Source organism: uncultured Pseudoteredinibacter sp., from assembly GCF_947500695.1.
In the GTDB taxonomy this organism is placed as follows: domain Bacteria; phylum Pseudomonadota; class Gammaproteobacteria; order Pseudomonadales; family Cellvibrionaceae; genus Pseudoteredinibacter.
The window spans coordinates 94,327-112,585 of sequence record NZ_CANMSS010000008.1 but is presented as its reverse complement, the minus strand read 5'-3'; the positions used below and the strand labels follow the sequence as shown (position 1 = coordinate 112,585).

Sequence of the window (18,259 nt, the reverse complement as noted above, 5' to 3'; positions counted from 1 at the left end):
TATTACTTACGAATACCTTCAACCAACAACTCTAGCTCAACATGAGTAGAAGCCGGGCCAAGGTTATAAGTCATACCATAGTCGGCCAACTTCAATGTGGTTTTGCCTTCAAAACCAACACGATAACCACCCCAAGGATCTTTACCCTCACCGAGCTTTTCTACAGGAAAGCTGATGGCTTTGCTTACACCGTGTAAGGTTAGGGTGCCAGTTACTGTACCTTCAGTGGCATTGCTAAATTCGATCTTCTCGCTCACAAAGCTCGCTTTAGGGAAGTCTTTAACGTTTAAGAAGTCTTTGCCACGTAAATGCTTGTCGCGCTCAGCGTGGTTTGAATCGATACTTGTGGTGTCGATTTCGATGTTGATTTTGCTGGCGTTAGGTTGATCTTTGTCCCAAGTAAACTGGCCGTCAAAGGTGTTAAAGCGGCCGGTTAGCCAGCTGTAACCAAGATGTTTAATTTTGAAGTTAATAAATGCATGGGCGCCTTTAATATCTACCTGATAGTCAGCGGCGCTAGCTTGAATGCTGGCAACAGCGGTGGCGGCTATAGCAGTAAGTTTAACGAGGTTTTTAATTAACATAATGTTTCCTTAAAATAAGCGTTGGCTAAATGCGGCTTATTGTGGCCGCAGCATGCGCTTTAGGGTGTTATCTTTCAATAAAAAATGATGCTGTAATGCGGCCAAGGCATGTACAGCGACTATAAACATCAGGCTCCAGGCTAATAGCCAGTGAATATAACCGGCAATATCTTCTTGTTGCTCAAAGGCAAATGGCAGCGCTGGCACCGAAAACAAAGCGAAAATCTCAATACTGCGACCGTCCGCGGTCGATATTAAATAACCACTCACCATAATGGCCAGCAATACGAGATAAAGTAGTCCATGAGTGAGTTGAGCTGCGAGCCTTTGCCAGGCTTTATCAGCGATCGGCTCCGGACATTCTTGTTGCAGCTTCCACAATAGTCTTAATACGTAAACAAAGGCCAATACCAAGCCTATGCTTTTGTGTAAATCCATGGATGACCGATACCAGGGGTCGTAATAGCCCAGTTCGACCATGTATAGGCCCAGACCAAACAGACCAAAAATACTTAAAGCCATTAGCCAGTGCAAAAGGATGCTTATCCAGCCATAGCTCTCTATTGTGTTGCGAATCATTCTTACCTCCAGGAAAGGCGTACTTTAACCAGCTTTGGGCTTGAAGGCTATTCAATTATTTATAAAATAGATGTTCATATTTGAACAAGTTATTTGCTGGATAGGTAGAGATGGGTGGGAAGCAAGCAGAAGGTATAGGGCTGAGTCGGCGAGAAATTAGCTGGGATCTCTACCGGGTTGCCTATCAGGTTGCCACATCGGGCTCCTTGAATAAAGCGGCGAGGGCGCTGGGTACCAGTCACGCTACGGTGCTTAGGGATATTAACCGGCTTGAAGAAAGCCTGAACCTAAAACTCTTTCTAAGGCACCAGCGTGGTTATCAATTGAGTGATGCGGGTAGAGTGCTAATGCAGGGCTTGCCAGATATCCAGGAGCTATTTTCCCAGCTCGACAGTCGAATGGAGGCGGTAACAAACGCGGCCAGCGGGAAACTCAAAATTACCTGTTTGCCGGACCATGTCTCCTTAATAACCCCAGCTATCAAAATGATGCGGGAGCGATTTCCGGGCATGAGCATTCGACTGCTAACTACCGAAGATATTATTTCGCCAGCCACGGGTATTACCCATGTGTCATTACGAGCTGGCAGCGAGCCTCAGGGGGCAGACATTATTGCTCGCCGTTTGCTGAATTTCAGAATGGGGCTGTATTGTCATCGTGACTACAGTAATCAGCGAGGCATGCCAGAAACTACAGCCGACTTTGCTGAACATGACTGGCTTTTACCGTCACCCGATAAACATCACATTCCCTTCGTCAAGTATCTCGTGGAACGAGTACCAGCACAGAGTGTTGTGGTGCAAAGCAATCATTTCTCGGATTTGGATTGGTCAATACGTGCTGGAATGGGTATTGGACTAATGGCAGGATTCAAAACTAAAGCTGAAAAGAATTTGTTAGAGATTCCCTATCAGTTGCCAGAATCAGTAAACAGTGATGGCTTGTGGTTTGTCTATCACAAAAACTATATTGGCAATATTAAAATAAAGGCGCTGCAAGAATGTTTGGATATTTGCCTTGAAGAGCTTATTGCTTGAAGTCGCTTAAGTAAAGAATTAAGCAAGCAAAGTAAAACACAGCAAAAAAGGAGCTGGATAGCTCTATTTTGCGGTGTTTTGTTGTGCTGGCCGTGTCTATTTCGCAATACCTATAACAACATCTTTATAACTCTCTTGGCTGCCGTTAGGCGTGAGAGAAAAGCGACCGCTGAAAAAGCCGTCATCATTGCTCACACCAAAGCTAGCGCTGTGCTTTCCTTGTTCGTGTTCGCAGCTGTACTGACCTTCACTGAGTAAGCCAGAAAAGCTAAAGGTGATATCGCCTGAGTAATCGCATCGCCCAAAATTTTCACTGTGTCGCGTCAATTGAAAACTCTGTCGATTAATGTCAAATATAAATTCAGAAGGGTCACGTTCAGCGACTAGAATGTCACCTTGTTTATGGCTTATACCATGGCCTAAAGATGAGCGATTAAATCTGACGACCGTAAAGCCTTCATCTAATGCGTTGCGGAAGCTGCGTTGTGCAGTAAAAGATTGCTTTGCGGTTTCCCATTCCAGCTCTACAATATCTCCTGCTTTAGGGAAATCGTAAACATAGCTAACCGCAGAAAGGCTGCTGGTGAAATCGGTTAGTGCGCCAGGTTTAGTGGTAATTAGAAAAAAGATTGCAGGGCCTGATAGAAGCCAATTAAGCAAATACACAGTAGCGCTAAGCCAATGACCCGGAAAAACATGACGGGCTCAGCTTGCTGAAGGCGGTGATGCAGCTTTAAGCCAATCCAATGCCCCAGTGCAACAGGCGGTAATAGGTAGAGAGCATGCTCCAATTGAAGATCTAGGCCGACCCATATAAATGCGGCCATTTTGATGGAGACCAAAATAACCCATAAGGCAAATAGGGTATCGCGCAATTGGTTTTTATGAACGTGTTTGCTGAAAACCGTAATAATGAGAGGGGCACCAATAAGCGATGTGCCGCTGATATATCCCCCTAATATCAAAAAAGTATTGTCAATCCAGGGGTGCTGACTTCTAAAAGGCTTATTAAAGATATAGCTCAGGGAATAAGCAAAAACGATCACAAATATGATTCCGCTGAGAATATTATTGGGCAAGCTGACCAGACCTAAAACCCCAATAATTTTGGGAACAAGCATAATCCCCATAGCTTTCTTTAAGTAGTTCCAATCAATCGGACTTAAGTGTTCGCTTTGATTATTCTTAAATTTCTGTTGCCCTCGTAGGACGGTAAGGCCGCCAAAGAGTAATAAGTGCACAGAGATAATAGGGAGGTATACTTGGGGGCGGTCATCGATCAGTAATAAGAAGGGCAGGGATAAAACCGCGCCGCCAAAACCGAGCCCGGAGCGAACAATGCCGCTCCAAACAAATACTAGGGCGATTAAGAGATATTGACTTAACTCTAGGCTATCCACTGCTTAAGATTGTTCTACCCGTTGCGGAAACAAACTCCGCCAATGTTCCATTCCGCCATCTAGGCTGTAAACATCGGTAAAATCTTTTTGCGCTAAAAAAGCGGCAGCCTGTTGGCTGCTATTGCCGTGGTAGCAAATTACGATTGTACTTTGATCCGGGTCTGCAGCCATTAAAAATTCATCTAAGTTTTGATCGCTCAAATGAATAGAGCCGGGAATATGACCAAGTTGAAAGGATTGTGGGTCCCTTATGTCTACCAGTTGACACTCTCCTTCTTCTAGGCGAGCAGCAAGGTCTTTGCAATTGATATGGTGGAAATACATTGGCTTGGCCTGTCGATAAATCAGCTTGCTATTGTAGCTTCAAATCTAGGGCGAGGATAGCGAAGGAATTGGGAGGCGTTAAGTTACTGTGCTTGAGCGTGCAAGCGCGGGATGCGTTTGTAGAGGCAGGCTAAAAGAACGCTCTGCCTCAACGTGCTAAGTTTGAACCGTATTAGACGGAAGTGCCGTCAAGTAGCGCGGTTAAGTTTCTGTCTAGATCCTTAGCCCAGCGATTGATCATGCGCTTGGCTTCACCGCGGTTAAATACACTGCTCGCATTGCGAAGCTCGTGGTAGTCGGGGCTCTCTCGGCGAGATTTAATTGTGCCAAGCAATTTCCCGGTAGCGCCATCAATTACTTCTAGGATAAGAGTGGCTTTACCGGCCGAGTAAACCTTAACCTGGCGGCTGGCGCGGCCGTGCTTTAGATCTGGTCCGTTAATCACAAGGTCTACGATCTTGGGTTTCAGAATTAAGGTCTTATTGTCGCTGTTCGAGCTCAGGGCAAAGCGACTGTGCTTTGGTAAGACTTTTGGAAACTCCTCATTAAACAGCTCGGTAGCACTGGTTAGCAGTTTCTCTTCATCCTGCTTGCTGATGTGGTCCATCAAGGAATTTCTGTCTAGGTTGTAATCTCGTCGCCAGTTGCGACGAAATTTAACGCTGGCAGGATGTACTTGAATCTGACTGAATGCGCTGCTGGCCCTTGGGGATTCTTCCAGATCCTTACTGCGGTGAATTTGCAGGCGCGATTGGTCGACGATCAAAGACATCTCTTCGGTTTTGGCGGAAGCTTGTGGCTCGGCAAAACTTAACGGGCTCATCAGCCCAGCTAATGCTGCGCAGCAGATGCTGAGGCATAGAGATTTCATGGGTTTCATAGTTCGACTCCTATCACGAATTAAGCGCCAAATCTCGACAAGTGTATGGCAAAGCAGGCACTGAATGCTTCGACTGCAATCGTTGCCATAAATTCCCTTTGCTAAGGCTAATATTTTGCCCTTATTTAAAGCTCGATTGCTGGTTCTTACAACTGGCTAAGCTTGAGAAATTGAGCTAAACCTAAAACAAGTGGTGGCGCTTTAGATTTGCTTAAATTGGCCGCTACAAAGCTTAAGTATGTCATATGGAAATCCGTATTAGGACGTACTGGATCAAGCATTGTCGAAGAAACCTAGATTGAATCAAGGAGAGGACGTTTTGTCTCGCTTTAAGTACGCAATATGCAGCTTGCCGCTAATCCTGCTGCCCCAGCTGGCTACTGCGCAATATATTGATGGTATCAATGAGCACGTTTTAAATAAGGTCGAGTCGAAATACGGAAATTCAGCCAGGAATAGGGTGGCAGATTGGAAGAAGTTAATGGATCGCAATGCTGACCCGCAAAAAGCCATTAGCGAAAGTAAGAAGCTTAAAAGCTCCAACCGCTTCTTCAATGAGGTGCGCTGGGTCAGTGATCAGCGCCACTGGGGCATGGAAGACTATTGGGCGACTCCGATTGAAATGTTGGGCACCAATGGGGGGGATTGTGAAGACTATTCAATCGCCAAGTACTTTACCCTCAAGGATACCCATGTATCTACTGCGAAGCTTCGTATTACCTATGTTAAAGCGATTGAGTACAACCAGGCGCACATGGTCTTAGCCTATTACGAGACGCCCGATGCCGAGCCGTTGATTATGGATAATATCAATATGCGTATTCTTCCGGCCTCCAAGCGCAATGATCTATTGCCAGTTTATAGTTTTAACGGTGAAAACCTATGGCTAGCAAAGGCTCGCGGGAAGAAATTAAAAGCAAGTAGCCAAAAAAGCCTGCCGCAATGGCGTAAGCTCAACGAGAAATTACTTGCCGAGGTTATGTAGACATAAGTCTAAACTGCCTGTTTTTTGCATAATTGGCTTGTCAATTGACCTGATTCACCTCTATTCTAAATGGGAGCCTTGGTTCTAATTCAGTTGTCACAGCTTAATTACTGTGGGCCATAGAGCCTTGGCTTTAATACATAAAGCAAAGAAAGAGGTGATACGATGATTCGACGTAAACAGTCCTTGCATGATACTGCTGATAAAGCTGAAATCGACTTAACCCCGATGCTTGATGTTGTCTTTATCATGCTGATTTTCTTTATCGTAACGGCGTCCTTTATCAAGGAGGTGGGCATAGCCGTTGATACCCCCGATTCTACCCCTGAAAATAGTAGCAGTACTAATGAACCCATTTTGATTCAGGTGGCTGCCAGTGATGAAATATGGATGGAGGGCCGCCGGGTAGACATACGTGCCGTGCGCGCTAATGTGGCAAGGCTGCATGCCGAGAATCCTAAGGCGCCGCTTGTTATAAAGGCTGATGGAAAATCCAGTGCTAAAACCTATGTGGCTATCGCCGATGCGGCTCGTCAAGCCAATGTTTATCAGATCTCTTTACTGCCAGATATCAAGAGTTTATGAGTAACAGCTGGACCTAAGGCTAAGCAATTTACAAGAGGCAGAAACCAAAAAGCCCGAGCAGTGCTCGGGCTTTTTGGTACGCGGTAATCGCAAAGATTAGCGCTTATCCACTGGCTGGTAGTCGCGAGACTCGTAACCGGTGTACAACTGGCGCGGACGGCCAATTTTGTATGGGTTAGAGATCATTTCGTGCCAGTGTGCAATCCAGCCAACGGTACGACCAGTTGCGAAGATCACAGTGAACATATCGGTTGGAATTCCGATCGCCTTCATGATGATGCCAGAGTAGAAGTCTACGTTTGGATACAGTTTCTTCTCGATGAAGTACTCGTCTTCCAAAGCGATTTCTTCTAGACGTTTGGCGATGGCCAATAGTGGATCGTTTTCCAAACCTAGCTCAGACAATACTTCGTCACAGGTTTCTTTCATTACCTTGGCGCGTGGGTCAAAGTTTTTATAAACACGGTGACCGAAGCCCATCAAGCGGAAAGGATCCTTCTTGTCTTTTGCCTTGGCAACAAACTCATCAATGCGGTCAACGCTGCCGATTTCTTCTAGCATGGTTAGTACAGCTTCGTTCGCACCACCGTGAGCTGGGCCCCACAGAGTAGCGATACCTGCAGCGATACAAGCAAATGGGTTGGCGCCAGAAGAGCCTGCCAAACGAACCGTAGAGGTAGAAGCGTTTTGCTCGTGATCAGCATGCAACAAGAAGATCTTGTCCATAGCGCGCGCCAATACCGGGTTTACCTTTGGCTCATCGCAAGGTGTGCCAAACATCATGTGTAAGAAGTTCTCTGAGTAGCTCAGATCGTTACGTGGGTACATGAATGGCTGGCCGATATGGTGCTTGTAGCACATGGCGGCCAAGGTCGGCATCTTGGCGATTAAGCGGTGCGCAGAAATTTTGCGATGCTCTTCGTCGGTGATGTCTAAAGAGTCGTGGTAGAAAGAGGCTAGTGCACCTACTGCACCACACATAATAGACATTGGGTGAGCGTCGCTGCGGAAGCCGCGGAAAAAGCGAGAAATATTCTCATGCACCATTGTGTGGTGAGTAATGGTGTCTACAAAGCTTTCTTTTTCAGCTTTGCTCGGTAGCTCGCCGTTTAATAAAAGGAAGCAAGTCTCTAAGTAATCAGAGTGCTCGGCTAGCTGATCAATTGGATAACCGCGATGCAATAAAACACCGGCGCCGCCATCGATATAAGTGATTTTAGAATCACATGAAGCGGTGGCCATAAAGCCCGGATCGTAAGTGAAGTAACCTTTTGAAGTTAAGCTGCTAACATCGATCACGTCAGGACCGACGCTGCCAGAGTACATTGGCAGTTCTATGGTTTGCTCTAAACCGTCGACCGAAAGGGTAGCTTTCTTATCAGTCATTACGGGCTCCTATTTCTGCTGTAAATTCTGCTTCAATTTCGCAGTGTATGGCGATGCCATAATTGCTATCCGTACGAGAACAACACTGCACATTTATGCGGCCTTTTTAGTTAAAAATTCGCGAAAATTCTTCACTTTGGCTCTAATTGGGTGGACAACTATAAGCACCGGAGTGTCAAAGTCAATGATCTAAAGCGGATAAACCATGGCTTTTTCGACTTAAGTATAGTCTCTAAATTATTACAGGCTGTCTTAGGGCGCGCTTTTGCTTGCTTTGCTGCGTGTGAAGCGTGAAAACAATTTAAAGCGACAAATTCTGAGCTTTGTTTATTGTTTGTACGAATTTCTGTCTTACATGTGAACTGTTCTCAGTAAGTTCATATTTTTCTTAGACATTTGGCCATATAAACTCCTTTTCATTTGTAATTTTACAGTGTGATCTCTATAATTCCGCGCGATCTTGCAGGGGGGTAGATGGCAATAAGCGTGCTGTTTACCTATGCTAGGGAGGTGGATTCAAACGGCCTTAGGCCTGCTGAACTGTCTCAAACCCGCCCCCGAGTTTAGCGACCATAGCGTGTAGCGAAAACCGGGCATTATAGGTGTGATACAACCGTGAAAAAAAACAGACCTGTCAATCTCGACATTTCAACGATAAAACTACCCATCACCGCCTACGTTTCCATTCTTCACCGTGTTTCTGGTGTGGCCTTGTTTGCCGGCGTAGCCATTTTGCTTTGGATGCTCGATAAGAGCTTATCTTCAGCAGCTGGCTTTGCTGAAATGCAAGACACCCTGAGCAGTCCACTGTGCCAATTCATTATTTGGTTAACGCTGGCTGGACTGATTTATCACATGGTGGCAGGTATTCGACACCTGATTATGGATGCTGGTATTGGTGAAGACCTTGAAGGTGGCCAGAAGGGCGCGAAAATCGCCATTGCCGTCATCGCTGTATTGATTCTACTTGCGGGGGTTTGGGTATGGTAACTGCAGTTACAAGTTTTGGTCGCAGTGGCCTTTACGACTGGATGATTCAACGTGTTAGTGCCGTGGTTATGGCCGCTTACACAATTTTTCTGGCAGCCTTTATTGTGCTAACTCCAGAGTTGACCTACGAGGTTTGGAAAGGCCTGTACTCTACTTTGTGGATGCGTGTTTTCTCCTTAATTACTCTATTTTCAATTGCTGCGCACGCCTGGATTGGTTTGTGGGCGGTATTGACGGATTACTTAACCAACCGATTGATGGGCAACAAGGCGACTATCTTGCGCGTATTGATGCAGATGGTTCTTGGTTTGATCACAGTTACCTATGTCGTTTGGGGCATAGAGATTCTTTGGGGGGTTTAACTCATGGCGAATATGCGCACGATTTCATTTGACGGCATCGTTATTGGCGGTGGCGGTGCAGGCATGCGAGCTGCCCTGCAATTGGCCCAGTCTGGTTATAAGACTGCGGTAATTACCAAAGTATTTCCAACTCGCTCACACACGGTATCAGCGCAGGGTGGTATCACCTGTGCAATCGCTTCGGATGATCCGAATGATGATTGGCGCTGGCACATGTATGACACCGTAAAAGGCTCCGACTATATCGGTGACCAGGATGCTATTGAATATATGTGTTCAGTAGGTCCAGAGGCGGTGTTTGAGCTTGAGCACATGGGCTTGCCATTTTCTCGTACTGAAGAAGGCCGTATTTACCAGCGTCCTTTTGGTGGTCAGTCTAAAGATTTCGGTAAGGGCGGTCAGGCCGCTCGTACCTGTGCAGCTGCGGACCGTACCGGTCACGCGCTATTGCACGCCTTGTACCAAGGTAACGTGAAAAACAACACGGTATTCCTGAATGAGTGGTTCGCGATCGATATCGTGAAAAACCAAGATGGTGCTGTGGTTGGTGTGATCGCCATGAACATCGAAGATGGCGAAGTGGTTTACGTTAAGTCCAAGGCAACCGTATTTGCCACGGGCGGTGCAGGTCGTATTTACGCCTCTACCACTAATGCGCACATCAATACTGGTGACGGTGTTGGTATGGCGCTGCGTGCTGGCTTCCCAGTGCAAGATATCGAGATGTGGCAGTTCCATCCGACCGGTATCGCGGGCGCGGGTGTATTGGTTACAGAGGGTTGTCGCGGTGAAGGTGGCTACCTAATTAACAAAGATGGCGAGCGCTTCATGGAGCGTTATGCGCCGAACGCCAAAGACTTGGCTGGTCGTGATGTTGTTGCGCGTTCAATGGTTCAAGAGATCCTTGAAGGTCGCGGCTGTGGCCCAGAAGGTGATCACGTATTCTTGAAGTTGGATCACTTGGGTGAGGAAACCCTTAACGCCAAGTTGCCAGGTATCCTTGAGTTGAGTCGCACCTTTGCTCACGCAGACCCAGTTAAAGTGCCTATTCCTGTTGTGCCAACCTGTCACTATATGATGGGTGGTATTCCAACCAATATTGATGGTCAGGCGCTGACTGTTGATGCGGAAGGTAACGATCAGATTATTGATGGTTTCTACGCTTGTGGTGAAGTGGCTTGCGTATCGGTACACGGCGCTAACCGTTTAGGTGGTAACTCATTGCTTGATTTGGTGGTATTTGGCCGCTCTTCTGGCTTGTTCATTGAGAAGGCCTTGCGTGAAGGTATTGAGCATCGTGAAGCCACTGACTCCGATTTGGAAGCCGCTTTGTCTCGTCTAGATCGTGTAAATAACAAGAACGACGGCGAGAACGCTTCGGTACTTCGTAAAGAATTGCAGACCGTTATGCAGAATCACTTTGGTGTATTCCGCAAAGGCGAGTTTATGCAAGAAGGTATCAAGAAGTTGGCAGACCTGCGCGAGCGCATTGAAAATGTTAAGTTGGATGATAAGTCCAATGCGTTTAATACCGCCCGTATTGAAGCTCTTGAGCTACAAAACTTGCTAGAAGTTGCAGAAGCGACAGCGATTGCAGCGGAAGAGCGTAAAGAATCTCGTGGTGCGCATGCTCGTGAAGACTTCCAAGATCGTGATGACGAAAACTGGTTGTGTCACTCCATGTACTACCCAGAGGACAAGCGTGTTGGTAAGCGTGCTGTTAACTTTGCGCCGAAAACCATGGACCACTTCGAACCTAAAGTTCGTACCTACTAAACGGGGCTTGGAATCATGTTGAAAGTAGAAGTTTATCGTTACAATCCTGACGTTGACGCTGAGCCATCCATGCAAACTTATGAGGTGGACACTCAGGGTAAAGACCTGATGGTTTTGGATGTGCTTGAGTTGTTGAAGGCTCAGGAGCCGAGCTTGGCATTCCGTCGTTCTTGTCGTGAAGGTGTATGTGGCTCAGATGGCATGAACATCAATGGTAAAAATGGCTTGGCCTGTGTAATGGCTTTGTCCGAGTGTGTGGAAAACAACACCTTGGTGTTGCGTCCGCTACCTGGCTTGCCTGTGATTCGTGATCTTGTGATCGACATGTCTCAGTTTTATGAGCAGTACAAGAAAATCACACCTTACTTGCAGAACAGTGAGCCAGCGCCTGCTATTGAGCGTTTGCAGTCTCCAGAAGATCGTGCCAAGTTGGATGGTTTATACGAGTGCATTTTGTGCGCTTGTTGTTCAACCTCTTGCCCGTCTTTCTGGTGGAATCCAGATAAGTTCATTGGTCCTGCTGGTTTGTTACAGGCATACCGTTTCTTGGCGGATAGTCGTGACACTGCAACTGAAGAGCGTTTGGCAAATCTAGATGACCCGTTCAGTGTATTCCGCTGTCACGGAATTCAGAATTGTGTGTCGGTTTGCCCTAAGGGTTTGAACCCAACCCGCGCGATTGGTCATATTCGTAATATGCTGATCCAAAGCGCCACTTAATTGTGGGCTTTGGCCGTCTGGATTAAGCGGCTTACAAGCGGTTTACAGAAAACCTTGGGGGTTTCGGCCTGCCAAGGTTTTCTTTTGATAGAATATCGTTGTAAAAAAACAACAATGTCTTATCAATTTTCACCCAAATAGGGTTAAAATATCGCGCCTTTGATCGCTGGCTTAGGCTATCGACTAAGGCCCAATAGGGCGAAGTGGTGATTTTGTTCTACACTATTGCTCTAAATGATTAATAAGCGAATGTTTCTGCGCTAGTTTGCGCGAAATTGACGCTGATTTCTGGCGCAAAGCTCGTCTGCCGTGCTGAAGGCATACTCATTGGCGCCAGAAAACTTAAAGATCCGATGAAAAAATATTTCAGCGTAGTCACGGATCGAGTGATAAGAGCTTAAAAAGATCTAAAAGGCGCCACATAAGGTTGTCAATAAAAAAGAGCTCGCTCCTTTGGGAGTTATAAAACAGTGCGGGAACCCAGCTACCCAGCCACCTGCTGCTAATCGGCGAAAGCCAAGGGCAGGGTAGTCAAGTAAAGCCTAGCCTTTAGTGGTATGGCGGACAACGCTCCGGTGATTGTCTAATAGAGTTAAGTGCCTATGGCTATGTAATTAGCCAGGGCGATATGTTGTATCGGCTCATCAAGCCTTGCAGCACCGGGGAAGAACCGGACGAAGTGATGATGGGGGAAGTCCAAAAGACTGAACCTTGGAATAGCAAAAGCTAATGTATGTAGCAGGGGTAATCTGGGCTATGCTCAGACTATCTGTATTAGGTCGATTTATCGGCTTGGGTAACACGCGCATCGATTCGGTTTTCCGAATCAGCGACGGCAAGAACTGACGTGCTGATCGCCTTGGTGCATTACAGCTGTAGTATGGCTGTGGTGGACGATTGTAAACAATCAGAAGTAATCAGTGATCTTGTATCCCGTGCAGATGGGGCGCCCCTTTTAAAGGTGGGCAATAAATGCAAGAAAGCATCATGGAGCTACTGTGGAGCACCTCCCATATTTCTGGGGGCAATGCGGCCTATGTAGAGGAACTCTACGATACATATTTACACGATCCAAATGCTGTGCCGGAAGAGTGGCGCGGTTATTTTGATCAACTGCCTCGAGTTAATGGCGTTGTAACTCAGGATACCCCTCACTCTACGATTCGCCAGCACTTTGAATTGCTGGGTAAAAATCGTGCACGTCCGCTGGCCGCGCCAGGCTCTGGCGGTGTGGATATCGAACACGAAACTAAGCAGATTAGCGTTGTTCAGCTGATCAGTTCTTATCGTTTTCGTGGCCACAAGAAGGCAAAGTTAGATCCCTTAGGCATTATGATTCGTGATGAAGTGCCTGATCTTGCTTTGGGCTTTCATGGCTTAACACCAGCCGATTTAGATACCGTTTTCCAAACGGGTAATCTGTTTATTGGTAAAGATGAGTGCACGCTAAAAGAGATCGTCGACTCTCTTGAGCAAACTTACTGTGGCTCTGTGGGCCCAGAAATTATGCACATCACCGACTTTGCTGAAAAACAATGGCTACAGCAGCGGCTAGAAAGCGTGCGTTCGAAGCCAGTGTTTAGTGAGCAAATCAAAAAAGAAGTTTTAGAGCGTTTAACCGCCGCTGAAGGCCTAGAGCGTCACTTGGATTCTAAGTATCCAGGTACCAAGCGCTTTGGTCTAGAAGGCGCGGAAAGCTTAATCCCTATCTTGGATGGCACGATTAAACGTTGTGGCCACTTCGGTGCAAAAGAAATTGTACTGGGTATGGCACACCGCGGTCGTTTGAATACCTTGGTTAACGTCTTGGGTAAGAACCCATCCGAGCTATTCGAAGAGTTTGAAGGCAAGCGCTTGCTCTCCGATAGCTCTGGTGATGTGAAATATCACCAGGGTTTCTCTTCCAATGTGATGACACCAGGCGGCGAAGTGCACTTGGCCATGGCCTTTAACCCGTCTCACCTAGAGATTGCTTCACCTGTGGTTGAAGGTTCAGTACGAGCTCGCCAAGATCGACGCGATGATAACGAAGGTAACACTGTAGTGCCTATCGTTGTTCACGGTGATGCAGCTTTCGCGGGTCAAGGTGTGGTCATGGAAACTTTCCAGATGTCGCAAACACGCGCCTACGGCACTGGCGGTACTATTCATATTGTACTGAATAACCAGGTTGGCTTTACCACCAGTAAGCGTGAAGACTCGCGTTCAACTGAGTACTGTACTGACGTAGCCAAGATGATCGAATGTCCGATCTTACACGTCAATGGTGATGACCCAGAAGCTGTTGCCTTTGTTACTCAGCTAGCTGCTGACTACCGTAACGAGTTCCACAAAGACGTAGTGATTGATTTGGTTTGTTACCGCCGTCGCGGTCACAACGAAACCGATGAGCCATCAGCGACTCAGCCACTGATGTACCAGGTGATCCGTAAGCACAAGTCGACCCGTACCATTTATGCTGATCAGCTTGTTGCTGAAGGTGTTATGAGTCAGGCCGAAGCTGACGATATGTCGAATGAGTATCGCGCACGTCTTGATCGCGGTGAGCATGTGGCCCACGGTTTGGTCAGTGAGCCAGACTCTTCGATGTTTGTTGATTGGAGTCCATATATTGGCCATAACTGGCTAACAGATGGCAACACCGGCTATGACATGCAAGAACTGCAGGAAGTGGCCAATAAAATTGCCCATGTTCCTGATGGCATTCAAGTTCAGCGACAAGTAAATAAAATTTACGAAGACCGCAGCAAGATGGCCCAAGGTGCTCTTTCTATCAACTGGGGCATGGGTGAAACCCTAGCGTATGCAACATTGCTAGAGCAGGGTTTCCCAATACGAATTACGGGTCAAGATGTAGGCCGGGGTACTTTCTCGCACCGTCATGCGGTGGTTCATAATCAGAAAGATTCGGAAACTTATCTGCCTTTAGAAAACTTATACGCTGATCAGCCTCCTTTTGAGTTGTACGATTCTTATCTTTCAGAAGAAGCTGTGCTGGCATTTGAGTATGGCTATGCCACAACCAGCCCGAAAGGCTTGGTGATTTGGGAAGCGCAGTTTGGTGATTTTGCCAACGGTGCTCAGGTCGTGATCGATCAGTTTATTACCTCCGGTGAGCAAAAGTGGGGCCGCCTATGTGGTCTAACAATGCTGTTGCCGCACGGTTACGAAGGTCAAGGGCCAGAGCACTCATCCGCTCGTTTGGAGCGTTATTTACAGCTGTGTGCTCAACACAATATTCAAGTGTGTATCCCAACCACGCCAGCTCAAGTGTTCCACATGTTGCGTCGCCAGGCGATTCGACCAATGCGTCGCCCGCTGGTGGTGATGTCGCCTAAGTGGATTCTGCGTCACAAATTAGCGACGTCAAGCTTGGAAGAGTTGGCCGAAGGCCAATTCCAGAATGTGATTGGCGATAATCTTGAAGATAAATCTAAGATTAAGCGCGTAGTATTGTGTTCCGGTAAAGTGTATTACCACTTATTGGAAGCACGTATGGAGCGCGGACAAGAAGATGTGGCTCTGGTTCGCTTGGAGCAGTTATATCCGTTCCCAGATGAAGAGCTGAAAAACGAACTGGCCACTTATCCGAACTTGGAGGAAGTGATCTGGTGTCAGGAAGAGCCTAAGAATCAGGGCGCTTGGTACAGCAGTCAGCATCATTTCCGCCGAATTATCGAACAGGTTAATGCAAGCTTGCCATTGAGCTTTGCGGGTCGTCCAGCGTCAGCGGCGCCAGCAGCGGGCTATATGTCACAGCACATTGAAGAGCAAAATCGCTTTATTGACGAAGCGCTTAATCTCGATAAATAACACTCGGATTAAAAACTTAATTAGTAACCCAGATATTGACCGCGCCAGGGCAGGGGCCCTGGCTTAGAAGGAAAAACGACACAATGACTATTGAAATTAAAACTCCTACGTTTCCAGAGTCTGTCCAAGACGGTGAAGTGGCAACCTGGCACAAACAGCCTGGTGAAGCAGTTGCTCGTGACGAGCCCATCGTTGATATTGAAACCGATAAAGTGACCCAAGAAGTGGTTTCTCCGGTTGATGGCGTTTTAAAAGAAATCATGAAGGCCGAAGGCGACACTGTTGTTTCTGAAGATGTACTGGCCATTATTGAAGCCGGCGCGGTTGCGGAAGCACCGGCGGCCGCAGCCGCTCCTGCAGCCGCTGACGAAAGCAGTGATGGTGATGCCATTGCTAGCCCATCTGCTCGCAAGTTGGCTGATGAAAAAGGTATCGACCTGGCTACTGTGAAAGGTACGGGTAAAGACGGTCGCATCACTAAAGAAGATGTTGCTAACCATAGCGCTGCCCCAGCTGCAGCACCGGCGGCTGCTCCAGCCCCAGCTGCGAAAGCGGCAGCCGCTCCAGCTGCTGCGGCGATTAACTTGCCAGCCGGTGAGCGTATCGAGAAGCGTGTACCAATGACGCGTATGCGTAAGCGTATTGCTGAGCGTTTGATGGAAACCACTCAGGGCACTGCCATGTTAACCACCTTTAACGAGGTGAACATGGCGCCAGTGATGGCCTTGCGTTCTAAGTACAAAGATATGTTTGAAAAGAGCCACAACGGTACGCGTCTAGGCTTTATGGGCTTCTTTGTAAAAGCTGCCACTGAAGCTCTACGTCGCTTCCCTGCGGTTAATGCTTCAATCGATGGTGACGATGTGGTTTACCACGGTTATCAAGATGTGAGCGTTGCGGTTTCTACTGATAAAGGCTTGGTTGTTCCGGTATTGCGTAATGCTGAGCACATGAGCTTGGCTGAAGTAGAAAACACGATTCGCGATTTCGGTTTGCGTGCTCGCGAAGGCAAGTTGACCATGGACGAAATGACTGGCGGAACCTTCTCTATCACCAATGGTGGTGTGTTTGGTTCTCTGATGTCTACCCCAATTATTAACCCACCACAAACAGCAATCTTGGGTATGCATAAAATCCAAGAGCGCCCTATGGCGGTTAATGGTGAAGTAAAAATTCTGCCAATGATGTACTTGGCGCTATCTTACGATCACCGTTTGGTGGATGGTAAAGATGCGGTTCAGTTTTTGGTGGCCATCAAGGACATGCTGGAGGACCCAGCGCGTATCTTGTTAGAACTGTAATCTGATTGTAAACACTCTTGCCCAGTGTAAGCAGGCAACGCCTCGCACTGGGCTTTTTCATATTTAGAAAAGAACAAGTTGGGAACCATCTATGTCAGACAAATACGATGTGATTGTCATTGGCTCCGGCCCTGCCGGTTATGTTGCAGCTATTCGAGCTGCTCAATTGGGTCTGAAGACCGCCTGTATTGAAAAGTGGAAAGATAAAAAAGGTGCCGGTGTTAACGGTGGTACTTGCTTGAACGTAGGCTGTATCCCGTCCAAAGCCCTGTTGGATTCTTCGCACAAATATCACGCTGCCAAAGACGACTACCAAGCACACGGTATTGGCACAGGTGAGGTAACCATTGACGTACCTGCTATGATCGCTCGCAAAGAGAAGATTGTTAAGCAGATGTCTGGTGGTATCGCAGGTCTATTTAAATCCAATAAAGTCACTTCTTTGTATGGCAGTGGTAAGCTGCTAGCCGGCCGCCAGGTCGAGCTGACTGACAATGATGGCAATGTATCAATTCTTGATGCTGATAATGTCATTCTTGCATCTGGTTCTGTTCCGGTTGATATTCCTGTGGCTCCTGTTGATGGTGATGTGATCATTGATTCAACTGGCGCGCTAGAATTAACAGAGGTTCCAGAGCGTTTAGGTGTTATTGGTGCAGGCGTTATCGGTTTGGAATTGGGTTCTGTATGGGGCCGCTTGGGTTCTAAAGTGGTTTGCTTAGAGGCTCTAGACAGCTTCTTGGCCAATATGGATCAGCAAATTGCCAAAGAAACCCGAAAGATCTTAACTAAGCAGGGCTTAGATATTCGCACTAGCTGTCGTGTAACTGGTAGTGAAGTTAAGGGTAAAGAAGTTGAGGTTACCTTCACCGATGCTGATGGCAACGAGCAGAAAGAAACTTTCGATAAGTTGATTGTTTGCGTTGGTCGTCGTCCATACACTGAAGGCCTATTAGCTGGCGATAGCGGCGTAAACTTGGATGAGCGTGGTTTCATTTACGTAAACGATCTTTGTTCTACCAGCGCTCCGGGCGTATGGGCTATTGGTGATGTGGTTCGTGGTCCAATGTTGGCGCACAAAGGTTCCGAAGAGGGTGTCATGGTCGCTGAGCGTATTGCTGGCCAGAAGCCTCTGGTAAACTACGATATTATTCCAAGTGTAATCTACACCCACCCAGAAGTGGCGGCTGTGGGTCGCACCGAAGAGCAGATTAAAGCTGACGGCGAAGAGTACAATGTGGGTCTTTTCCCATTTGTTGCTATCGGCCGTGCAGTCGCGGCTGATCAAACTGAAGGTATGGTGAAGATGATTGCCGATGCTAAGACCGATCGCGTCTTGGGTTGCCATATTGTTGGCCCTAATGCGGCGGACTTGGTTCAGCAAGTTGCCTTGGCGATGGAGTTTGGAACCACTGCAGAAGATATTGGCATGACAGTATTTAGTCACCCAACTTTCTCTGAAGCGGTTAAAGAGGCGGCTTTGGCTGTAAATGGCCATGCTATTCATATGCCTAACCGCAAGCGTCGTAAGTAAAAT

At 47.2% G+C, this 18,259-nt stretch carries 17 protein-coding genes; 10 read left to right on the top strand and 7 right to left on the bottom strand.

Annotated features, from left to right (window positions below):
• Positions 1-2: 2 nt before the first annotated feature.
• Positions 3-584, bottom strand: a complete 582-nt coding sequence (locus tag Q1A08_RS14835) for a YceI family protein (protein ID WP_299774274.1) — start codon at positions 582-584, stop codon at positions 3-5.
• 36 nt (positions 585-620) lie between these two features.
• Positions 621-1,163: a cytochrome b gene (locus tag Q1A08_RS14830; protein WP_299774272.1), complete on the bottom strand. Its 543-nt coding sequence runs from the start codon at positions 1,161-1,163 to the stop codon at positions 621-623.
• Between the two features lie 110 nt (positions 1,164-1,273).
• On the opposite strand from Q1A08_RS14830, the gene Q1A08_RS14825 reads away from it, so the two are divergent.
• Positions 1,274-2,200 carry a LysR family transcriptional regulator gene (locus tag Q1A08_RS14825; RefSeq protein WP_299774270.1) on the top strand — a complete coding sequence of 309 codons (927 nt, stop codon included), beginning with the start codon at positions 1,274-1,276 and terminating at the stop codon, positions 2,198-2,200.
• 96 nt (positions 2,201-2,296) lie between these two features.
• On the opposite strand, the gene Q1A08_RS14820 is transcribed toward Q1A08_RS14825, so the two are convergent.
• From Q1A08_RS14820 to Q1A08_RS14805, 4 genes are all read right to left on the bottom strand, one after another.
• Entirely contained in the window at positions 2,297-2,866 is a 570-nt protein-coding gene (locus Q1A08_RS14820; protein WP_299774269.1) for a hypothetical protein, read from the bottom strand.
• Positions 2,818-3,600 carry a sulfite exporter TauE/SafE family protein gene (locus Q1A08_RS14815; protein ID WP_299774267.1) on the bottom strand — a complete coding sequence of 261 codons (783 nt, stop codon included), beginning with the start codon at positions 3,598-3,600 and terminating at the stop codon, positions 2,818-2,820. The genes Q1A08_RS14820 and Q1A08_RS14815 overlap by 49 nt, the downstream gene beginning before the upstream one ends.
• A gap of 3 nt (positions 3,601-3,603) precedes the next feature.
• Entirely contained in the window at positions 3,604-3,924 is a 321-nt protein-coding gene (glpE, locus tag Q1A08_RS14810) for a thiosulfate sulfurtransferase GlpE (protein WP_299774265.1), read from the bottom strand.
• 172 nt (positions 3,925-4,096) lie between these two features.
• Entirely contained in the window at positions 4,097-4,804 is a 708-nt protein-coding gene (locus Q1A08_RS14805; RefSeq protein ID WP_299774263.1) for a hypothetical protein, read from the bottom strand.
• 298 nt (positions 4,805-5,102) lie between these two features.
• On the opposite strand from Q1A08_RS14805, the gene Q1A08_RS14800 reads away from it, so the two are divergent.
• Positions 5,103-5,789, top strand: a complete 687-nt coding sequence (locus Q1A08_RS14800) for a transglutaminase-like cysteine peptidase (RefSeq protein ID WP_299774261.1) — start codon at positions 5,103-5,105, stop codon at positions 5,787-5,789.
• 165 nt (positions 5,790-5,954) lie between these two features.
• A complete protein-coding gene (locus Q1A08_RS14795) occupies positions 5,955-6,374 on the top strand; it encodes a biopolymer transporter ExbD (protein ID WP_299774259.1) in 420 nt (139 codons plus the stop codon).
• A 96-nt stretch (positions 6,375-6,470) separates the two neighbouring features.
• Here the strand turns inward: Q1A08_RS14795 and gltA are convergent, their stop codons facing one another.
• Positions 6,471-7,760, bottom strand: coding sequence for a citrate synthase (gene gltA, locus Q1A08_RS14790; RefSeq protein WP_299774257.1), 1,290 nt, complete (start codon positions 7,758-7,760; stop codon positions 6,471-6,473).
• A 615-nt stretch (positions 7,761-8,375) separates the two neighbouring features.
• Between gltA and sdhC the strand changes: the two genes are divergently transcribed.
• The 7 genes from sdhC (at position 8,376) to lpdA (ending at position 18,256) form a co-directional block, all read left to right on the top strand.
• Positions 8,376-8,750, top strand: a complete 375-nt coding sequence (gene sdhC / locus Q1A08_RS14785; RefSeq protein ID WP_299774255.1) for a succinate dehydrogenase, cytochrome b556 subunit — start codon at positions 8,376-8,378, stop codon at positions 8,748-8,750.
• Positions 8,744-9,112 (top strand): succinate dehydrogenase, hydrophobic membrane anchor protein, encoded by a 369-nt coding sequence (gene sdhD, locus Q1A08_RS14780; protein ID WP_299774253.1) that lies wholly within the window; start codon positions 8,744-8,746, stop codon positions 9,110-9,112. The genes sdhC and sdhD overlap by 7 nt, the downstream gene beginning before the upstream one ends.
• Before the next feature lie 3 nt (positions 9,113-9,115).
• Entirely contained in the window at positions 9,116-10,888 is a 1,773-nt protein-coding gene (sdhA, locus tag Q1A08_RS14775; RefSeq protein ID WP_299774251.1) for a succinate dehydrogenase flavoprotein subunit, read from the top strand.
• A gap of 15 nt (positions 10,889-10,903) precedes the next feature.
• Positions 10,904-11,608 (top strand): succinate dehydrogenase iron-sulfur subunit, encoded by a 705-nt coding sequence (locus Q1A08_RS14770; protein WP_299774249.1) that lies wholly within the window; start codon positions 10,904-10,906, stop codon positions 11,606-11,608.
• Between the two features lie 972 nt (positions 11,609-12,580).
• The gene (locus Q1A08_RS14765; RefSeq protein ID WP_299774247.1) at positions 12,581-15,421 is read left to right on the top strand and encodes a 2-oxoglutarate dehydrogenase E1 component; all 2,841 of its coding nucleotides are present in this window, start codon (positions 12,581-12,583) and stop codon (positions 15,419-15,421) included.
• A gap of 83 nt (positions 15,422-15,504) precedes the next feature.
• Positions 15,505-16,722, top strand: coding sequence for a 2-oxoglutarate dehydrogenase complex dihydrolipoyllysine-residue succinyltransferase (odhB, locus tag Q1A08_RS14760; RefSeq protein WP_299774245.1), 1,218 nt, complete (start codon positions 15,505-15,507; stop codon positions 16,720-16,722).
• Positions 16,723-16,813: 91 nt separating this feature from the next.
• Positions 16,814-18,256 (top strand): dihydrolipoyl dehydrogenase, encoded by a 1,443-nt coding sequence (lpdA, locus tag Q1A08_RS14755; RefSeq protein ID WP_299774244.1) that lies wholly within the window; start codon positions 16,814-16,816, stop codon positions 18,254-18,256.
• Positions 18,257-18,259: the final 3 nt, after the last annotated feature.

What these genes read in the sequence shown, in the direction of transcription:
- Q1A08_RS14835 (WP_299774274.1), bottom strand. Translation starts at nt 584, where the DNA reads ATGTTAATTAAAAACCTCGTTAAACTTACTGCTATAGCCGCCACCGCT.
- Q1A08_RS14830 (WP_299774272.1), bottom strand. Translation starts at nt 1,163, where the DNA reads ATGATTCGCAACACAATAGAGAGCTATGGCTGGATAAGCATCCTTTTG.
- Q1A08_RS14825 (WP_299774270.1), top strand. Translation starts at nt 1,274, where the DNA reads ATGGGTGGGAAGCAAGCAGAAGGTATAGGGCTGAGTCGGCGAGAAATT.
- glpE (WP_299774265.1), bottom strand. Translation starts at nt 3,924, where the DNA reads ATGTATTTCCACCATATCAATTGCAAAGACCTTGCTGCTCGCCTAGAA.
- Q1A08_RS14805 (WP_299774263.1), bottom strand. Translation starts at nt 4,804, where the DNA reads ATGAAACCCATGAAATCTCTATGCCTCAGCATCTGCTGCGCAGCATTA.
- Q1A08_RS14795 (WP_299774259.1), top strand. Translation starts at nt 5,955, where the DNA reads ATGATTCGACGTAAACAGTCCTTGCATGATACTGCTGATAAAGCTGAA.
- gltA (WP_299774257.1), bottom strand. Translation starts at nt 7,760, where the DNA reads ATGACTGATAAGAAAGCTACCCTTTCGGTCGACGGTTTAGAGCAAACC.
- sdhD (WP_299774253.1), top strand. Translation starts at nt 8,744, where the DNA reads ATGGTAACTGCAGTTACAAGTTTTGGTCGCAGTGGCCTTTACGACTGG.
- sdhA (WP_299774251.1), top strand. Translation starts at nt 9,116, where the DNA reads ATGGCGAATATGCGCACGATTTCATTTGACGGCATCGTTATTGGCGGT.
- Q1A08_RS14770 (WP_299774249.1), top strand. Translation starts at nt 10,904, where the DNA reads ATGTTGAAAGTAGAAGTTTATCGTTACAATCCTGACGTTGACGCTGAG.
- Q1A08_RS14765 (WP_299774247.1), top strand. Translation starts at nt 12,581, where the DNA reads ATGCAAGAAAGCATCATGGAGCTACTGTGGAGCACCTCCCATATTTCT.
- odhB (WP_299774245.1), top strand. Translation starts at nt 15,505, where the DNA reads ATGACTATTGAAATTAAAACTCCTACGTTTCCAGAGTCTGTCCAAGAC.
- lpdA (WP_299774244.1), top strand. Translation starts at nt 16,814, where the DNA reads ATGTCAGACAAATACGATGTGATTGTCATTGGCTCCGGCCCTGCCGGT.